Below are 5,803 nucleotides of genomic sequence, written 5' to 3'. Positions count from 1 at the left end.
ATTATTTTTAAACTCATTCAAGACACTTAAATTTAACATCTTGTGCTAAATCCTTGTTTCTTAACAAGTTTTAATCTTCATCACTGCCGATGGATGTGCATTCTACAGCATTTAAGAGAGCTTGCAAGTACTTTTTTCACATAAATCTTACGAGTGGTGTATTTTTATACTAATTTACCGGAACTGCATCTTTTTGCTCTATTATTACTCAAAGAATTTCATTAAAATGCGAACTAATACTCATTTTTTAAACATTTTCATGCACAACTCACTCAGAAAGTTATTTTTACTAGTAATAGCTACAACCTTCTGTTTTAGTTTAAACGCCAACTCGGTTCAAAATTCTTATCAAATCACAGTTTCTATACTCAGTTATGTGAAGTGGCCTGTATCCACCCCAAAGCTGTGCGTCTTAGATGACGGTAATGCTTATACCCAGCTTAAAAATCAGCTCAGACACTCCAATCTTCCCATGGAGACTAAATTACTTACAAGTAATCAAATTAAAAATACCATTTGTCATGCAATTTTTTTTAGTCAGTCCACTCCAGAATTTGAACAACACATTATTAATCAATCTGCAAATAAGCAGGTCATTACCTTCAGCACCTCAAATGCAGAATGTGAAATTGGCAGCACGTTTTGCCTCATGTATTCCAAATCGGGGAATGCCATTTTCAAGGTAAATCTGGATAGTTTGACTCGCTCCAAAGTGCATGTAGATCCCCGTGTATTACTGCTTGCACGTAATCAGGAGTAATATGAATGATTAATAATTTTTATAAATCAACCTCCTTACAACAGTTATTCAAGAAATCACAATTTACAATTTTTGCTATTACTTTTCTGATTTCGACTTTAACCTTGGTCAGCATTTCAGTGCTAACTGTAGAATCTTCTGCAAAGCAGAGTCTGCAATTGATCAGTCAAACAGCTGCTGAGCGTATTCAACCTGCTCTGGTTTTTAATGATCGAGTGACTATTTCTAAAATACTGATTGAATACACCAACGATTATCATATCCCCTATATTGGGCTATACGACCAGAAGCAAAACCTGTTAGCGAAAAGCCAAAAAGACAATGATTACTATTATCCGCTACAAGCCTTGTTTGATCGCATTTTTCTGAGTGAAGCTATAGAGGTCCCTGTTTACCATCTCGGTAAAAATATCGGTACAGTGGTTGTATACGGTAGTTCCGCACAAATACTAAGTTTTATTATCAAAGTATTTTTCGGCCTGATGGTGGGCATACTGTTTATTCTTTTCACTTTAGCCAAGTCCGTTAATTCAACTTATCGCTTTATTATGCAATCGATTTCGCCCCTGATTCAGATTGCCCATTTAATCAATCAACAAAATGCGTACAATCTGCGCTTTCCCCAAAATGATATTAAAGAATTCAACGAATTGAATATGGTATTCAATCATTTGTTAGAAGAAATTCAAGCTTGGCATACTCATTTGCAAAACGAAAACCATGCGCTTTCTCATCAAGCCTTGCATGATTATCTTACAGAACTCCCTAACCGCAATTACTTTTATCAAGAGTTAAGCAAGCTGTTTAGCAGAACTCCCCCAGCGCCTTCTGCCCTGATTTATGTAGATAATAATAATTTTAAACAGATCAATGATGAATATGGGCATGTGATTGGAGATGAGGTCCTGAAGGAAACAGCCAGAAGATTAAAATACAATATACGCCAGACCGATTTTGTGGCTCGTCTCGGCGGAGATGAATTTGCCATTATTCTCCATGATATGACCCGCGTGGATCAATTGACTTCAATCGCTAAAAACCTCATTCAGTGTTGCGAGGAGCCTTTAATCCATAACGGACAAATAATTTCTTTTAGCTTTAGTTTAGGTATATCCATCAGTATTAATGCTGCTGATGCAAAAGAATTAATCATGCAAGCCGATCAGGCCATGTATCAAGCAAAATCATTAAAACACCACTGGTGTATTTACCAAAAATGATCACAGGTAAGACTATGCATATGATAAAAACTTCAATTATTCTTCTACTTACCACCTGGTTAAGTGCCTGCTTAAGCTTTGGGCCACTTAATTATCAACAAACAAAAATGTTGAAAAAGGAAGGTTTTGTGCTAACAGAAGAGGGCTGGAGTCTAGGCTTACCAGAAAGCCTGATTTTCAGTTTTGATCATTTCATTATTACTGCCCAGCAAAACCAGGAGCTCACCCGGCTGGCACAACAGCTTAAAAGCTATAAGCTGGAAAAGCTGAACATTATTGGCCATACGGATGATATCGGTGACCCCACCTATAACCTAGAGCTCTCTAAAAACCGTGCATCCAATGTAGCAGATATCTTCCTTCAACAAGGTTTTAATCCTAAAAACATTCAGGTTATCGGGCGCGGTTCATCCCAACCTTTGGTTCCTAATAACTCAAATAAAAACCGTGCTGAAAATCGAAGAGTCACTATTATTATCGTGCCTTAAAAGTATGTCTTGTTGAAAGCTCCCCTTGGAGCTTTTGGTTTTTATAAAATCTCAGACACAAAAAAACCGCTTTACGCGGTATCTTTTATTTCAACCATCTTTGTATAGATGGTCGGAGCAGTAGGATTCGAACCTACGACCCCCTGGTCCCAAACCAGGTGCACTACCAGGCTGTGCTATGCTCCGATTTCAACTTTAAAAGTTGGGGTGAATGACGGGATTCGAACCCGCGACAACTGGAATCACAATCCAGGGCTCTACCAACTGAGCTACATCCACCATTACATTTGGTTCTTGATATCAAGCGACCAAATGGCGCGCCTGACAGGATTCGAACCTGTGACCATCCGCTTAGAAGGCGGATGCTCTATCCAACTGAGCTACAAGCGCGTTACTGATGTAAACATCATTTGCCTTGAAGAATTGGTCGGAGCAGTAGGATTCGAACCTACGACCCCCTGGTCCCAAACCAGGTGCACTACCAGGCTGTGCTATGCTCCGATTCATCTCAGCTTTTGTATCGAACTATCGTTCGGTACGGTGTGCATTCTAGGCGTGACGCCCAAAGACGTCAACACCTATATTTAAAAAAAATCAAAAAAACACTTCAAGCGTTTATTTATCAAGCATTTCAGACATTTTTTATACAAACCCTAGCGCTTTAAGCTGGCACTAAAATTCAGCATACGATCTAAAGGCAGCTTTGCACGCTGCGCCAGCACAGGATCTACCTGAATTTCCTGATTACGCTGTTGCAGAACCTGTAAAATTCCATCCAGTTCATTCATCGCCATCCATGGACAGTGGGCACAGGAACGGCAAGTTGCGCCTTCTCCGGCAGTCGGCGCCTCAATCAGGATTTTTTCTGGAACAGCCTGCTGCATTTTATAGAAGATACCGCGGTCTGTGGCTACGATCAGACGTTGATGTGGCAATGTTTGTGCTGCTTTAATCAGCTGTGAAGTGCTTCCAACTGCATCGGCAACATCTACCACCGATTCTGGTGATTCAGGATGAACCAGAACCGCTGCATCAGGATACATCGCTTTCATCTGAGCAATGCCACGCGAACGGAACTCCTCATGCACAATACATGAACCATCCCAAAGCAACATTTCTGCACCTGTTTTTTTCTGGATATAGCGTCCCAGGTGCTGATCTGGCGCCCAAATGATTTTCTCACCCAAGCTATCTAAATGCTCGACAATCTCAACGGCACAGCTAGAAGTTACCACCCAATCGGCGCGCGCTTTCACAGCAGCTGATGTATTGGCATATACCACTACTGTATGATCAGGATGTGCATCACAAAACTTGCTAAATTCATCAACCGGACAGCCCAGATCCAGTGAGCAGGTCGCCTCAAGTGTCGGCATTAACACAGTTTTTTCAGGAGAAAGAATTTTTGAGGTTTCCCCCATGAATTTAACTCCGGCCACAACCAGAGTGGATGCCGGATGGTCTCGTCCAAAACGTGCCATTTCTAGCGAATCAGAGACACAGCCTCCAGTCAGTTCAGCCAGTTCCTGAACTTCAGGATCACAATAATAATGTGCGACCAATGCAGCATCCTGCTTTTCAAGCTCTGCCTTGATCTGTGCAAATTTTTCCTGTTTTAGCTGTTCAGTCAGCTGATGTTCCTTAGGTTCACCTAAACGGTCTAAATGCGCCTGCACAATCGACTTTGCTTCATTGGCTATTAAATTGGTCGCATTATTCATAACAACATCTACTCTTTTATCTTTACTGCTTGCCCCAAAGGCAACCATTTACCCTATTCACCGGCCAGATGTGGCGGTCTGCTATTTTTGACCGGTCATTAAAACATTTGAGATATAAAAAAGCCCCCACGCGAGGAGGCTTGAGCAATCATCCGAACTATGAACGATAATCTGCATTAATCTTGACATAATCATAAGACAGATCACAGGTATATACTGTGTCTTTTGCCTTACCACGTCCCAGATCCACACGAATCATCATTTCAGCCTGCGCCATGACACGCGCACCCGCTTCTTCAGTGTAGTCAGCTGCTGCACCACCATCTTTGCAGATTTGTACATCATCTAACCAAACCTGAATTTTTGCAACGTCTAAATGCGCCACACCGGCATAACCGATCGCCGCCAGGATACGCCCCCAGTTTGGATCAGAAGCAAAAATAGCGGTTTTCACCAATGGAGAGTGGGCAATACTATAAGCAACATCGCAGCATTCCTGAGTATTGGCACCGCCTTCTACCGCTACAGTAATAAACTTGGTCGCCCCTTCACCATCACGCACAATCAGGTGCGCTAAACGCTTCATGGTACGCATGAGCACTTCTAGAACCACGGCATAACGCGGATCTTCAACAGAAGATATTTCCGTGCCTCCCGCCTGACCAGTTGCAATAAAAATACAGGAGTCATTGGTAGAGGTATCGCCATCGATAGTAATACGGTTAAAGGATTGATTAACTGTGAGGGAAAGTAACTGTTGTACCAGTTCACGGCTAATCGGCGCATCCGTTGCCACATAGCCCAACATGGTCGCCATATTCGGGCGAATCATCCCGGCACCCTTGGAAATACCCGTCATGGTATAGCGAATACCATCCATCTCGAACTGTTCAGAAGCACCTTTTGGCGTGGTATCCGTGGTCATGATTCCAGTTGCTGCATCTCCCCAGGCATCATCACGCAATGACGCCAGCGCCGGCTGCAAGCCACTAAGCAAACGCTCTATAGGCAACTGTTCACCAATCACTCCGGTCGAGAACGGTAACACCTGTTCTGGGTTCACTCCAGCAAGCTTTGCCAGCTGGGCGCAGGTGGCTTCTGCATTGGCCATACCCGTCGCACCAGTGCCCGCATTCGCGTTTCCGGTATTAATGACTAAATAGCGTGGATTTCCCGCTGCCAGATGTGCCCTAGAAACATGCACCGGCGCTGCACAAAATGCATTCTGGGTAAATACACCTGCAACATTGGAGCCTTCAGCTAGCTCAAATACCACCAGGTCACGTCGGTTCTGGTAGCGTACATAGGCTTCTGCCGAACCAATTTTCACCCCTTTTACCACATGCATCTGTGGCATAGATACGTCACCAACTGCCATTTCTCATTGTCCAATGTTGAAGTTTATAAAAAGACAGCTTAGTTGATCTGGAATAAAAAATCGAGCCAAAGCCCTGCAATGTATGGTGATTTATCATAGGTTTTCACAACTTGGATTCTCAAATGAAGTGCAACAGAGATTAAATTATTGGAAGGAAGCAAGATGAGCTAGCATTTTGCTTCCGACCGACCAAAGTCAAAGTTGCATCATGAACTATACTCATCTTACTCAAGAAG

Annotated in this window: 5 protein-coding genes and 4 tRNA genes; 3 read left to right on the top strand and 6 right to left on the bottom strand. The window is 42.7% G+C overall.

The annotated features are described in order from the left end of the window. Positions 1–226: 226 nt before the first annotated feature. Genes E2K74_RS14125 through E2K74_RS14115 form a run of 3 tightly spaced genes read left to right on the top strand, consistent with a single transcriptional unit; the run spans position 227 to position 2,468 of the window. Positions 227–760, top strand: a complete 534-nt coding sequence (locus E2K74_RS14125) for a YfiR family protein (RefSeq protein WP_319922819.1) — start codon at positions 227–229, stop codon at positions 758–760. A 5-nt stretch (positions 761–765) separates the two neighbouring features. Further along, on the top strand, positions 766–1,980 hold the full coding sequence (locus E2K74_RS14120; protein ID WP_151208210.1) for a sensor domain-containing diguanylate cyclase: 1,215 nt from the start codon (positions 766–768) through the stop codon (positions 1,978–1,980). A gap of 14 nt (positions 1,981–1,994) precedes the next feature. Further along, positions 1,995–2,468: an OmpA family protein gene (locus tag E2K74_RS14115; protein WP_151208209.1), complete on the top strand. Its 474-nt coding sequence runs from the start codon at positions 1,995–1,997 to the stop codon at positions 2,466–2,468. 109 nt (positions 2,469–2,577) lie between these two features. Here E2K74_RS14115 and E2K74_RS14110 read toward each other — a convergent pair. The 6 genes from E2K74_RS14110 to argJ all read right to left on the bottom strand — a co-directional run bounded on the left by E2K74_RS14110 (position 2,578) and on the right by argJ (position 5,567). Continuing rightward, a tRNA-Pro gene (locus E2K74_RS14110) sits at positions 2,578–2,654 on the bottom strand. 17 nt (positions 2,655–2,671) lie between these two features. Beyond that, positions 2,672–2,747 (bottom strand) — tRNA-His (locus E2K74_RS14105). 34 nt (positions 2,748–2,781) lie between these two features. Beyond that, positions 2,782–2,858: transfer RNA gene (locus E2K74_RS14100), tRNA-Arg, on the bottom strand. 34 nt (positions 2,859–2,892) lie between these two features. Next, a tRNA-Pro gene (locus tag E2K74_RS14095) sits at positions 2,893–2,969 on the bottom strand. 152 nt (positions 2,970–3,121) lie between these two features. After that, the gene (nadA, locus tag E2K74_RS14090) at positions 3,122–4,189 is read right to left on the bottom strand and encodes a quinolinate synthase NadA (protein WP_151208208.1); all 1,068 of its coding nucleotides are present in this window, start codon (positions 4,187–4,189) and stop codon (positions 3,122–3,124) included. A gap of 157 nt (positions 4,190–4,346) precedes the next feature. Further along, positions 4,347–5,567 carry a bifunctional glutamate N-acetyltransferase/amino-acid acetyltransferase ArgJ gene (gene argJ, locus E2K74_RS14085; protein ID WP_151208207.1) on the bottom strand — a complete coding sequence of 407 codons (1,221 nt, stop codon included), beginning with the start codon at positions 5,565–5,567 and terminating at the stop codon, positions 4,347–4,349. Between the last annotated feature and the right edge of the window lie 236 nt (positions 5,568–5,803).

Origin of the sequence: Acinetobacter sp. RF15B (assembly GCF_007558235.1) — a bacterium.
GTDB classification, from domain to species: Bacteria; Pseudomonadota; Gammaproteobacteria; order Pseudomonadales; family Moraxellaceae; genus Acinetobacter; species Acinetobacter lwoffii_C.
Note: the sequence above shows the minus strand (reverse complement) of the source record. Positions and strands in the feature narration are given on the sequence as shown.

Coding starts and splice junctions, on each gene's coding strand:
- nadA (WP_151208208.1), bottom strand. CDS start 4,189: ATGAATAATGCGACCAATTTAATAGCCAATGAAGCAAAGTCGATTGTG.
- E2K74_RS14115 (WP_151208209.1), top strand. CDS start 1,995: ATGCATATGATAAAAACTTCAATTATTCTTCTACTTACCACCTGGTTA.
- E2K74_RS14125 (WP_319922819.1), top strand. CDS start 227: ATGCGAACTAATACTCATTTTTTAAACATTTTCATGCACAACTCACTC.
- argJ (WP_151208207.1), bottom strand. CDS start 5,567: ATGGCAGTTGGTGACGTATCTATGCCACAGATGCATGTGGTAAAAGGG.
- E2K74_RS14120 (WP_151208210.1), top strand. CDS start 766: ATGATTAATAATTTTTATAAATCAACCTCCTTACAACAGTTATTCAAG.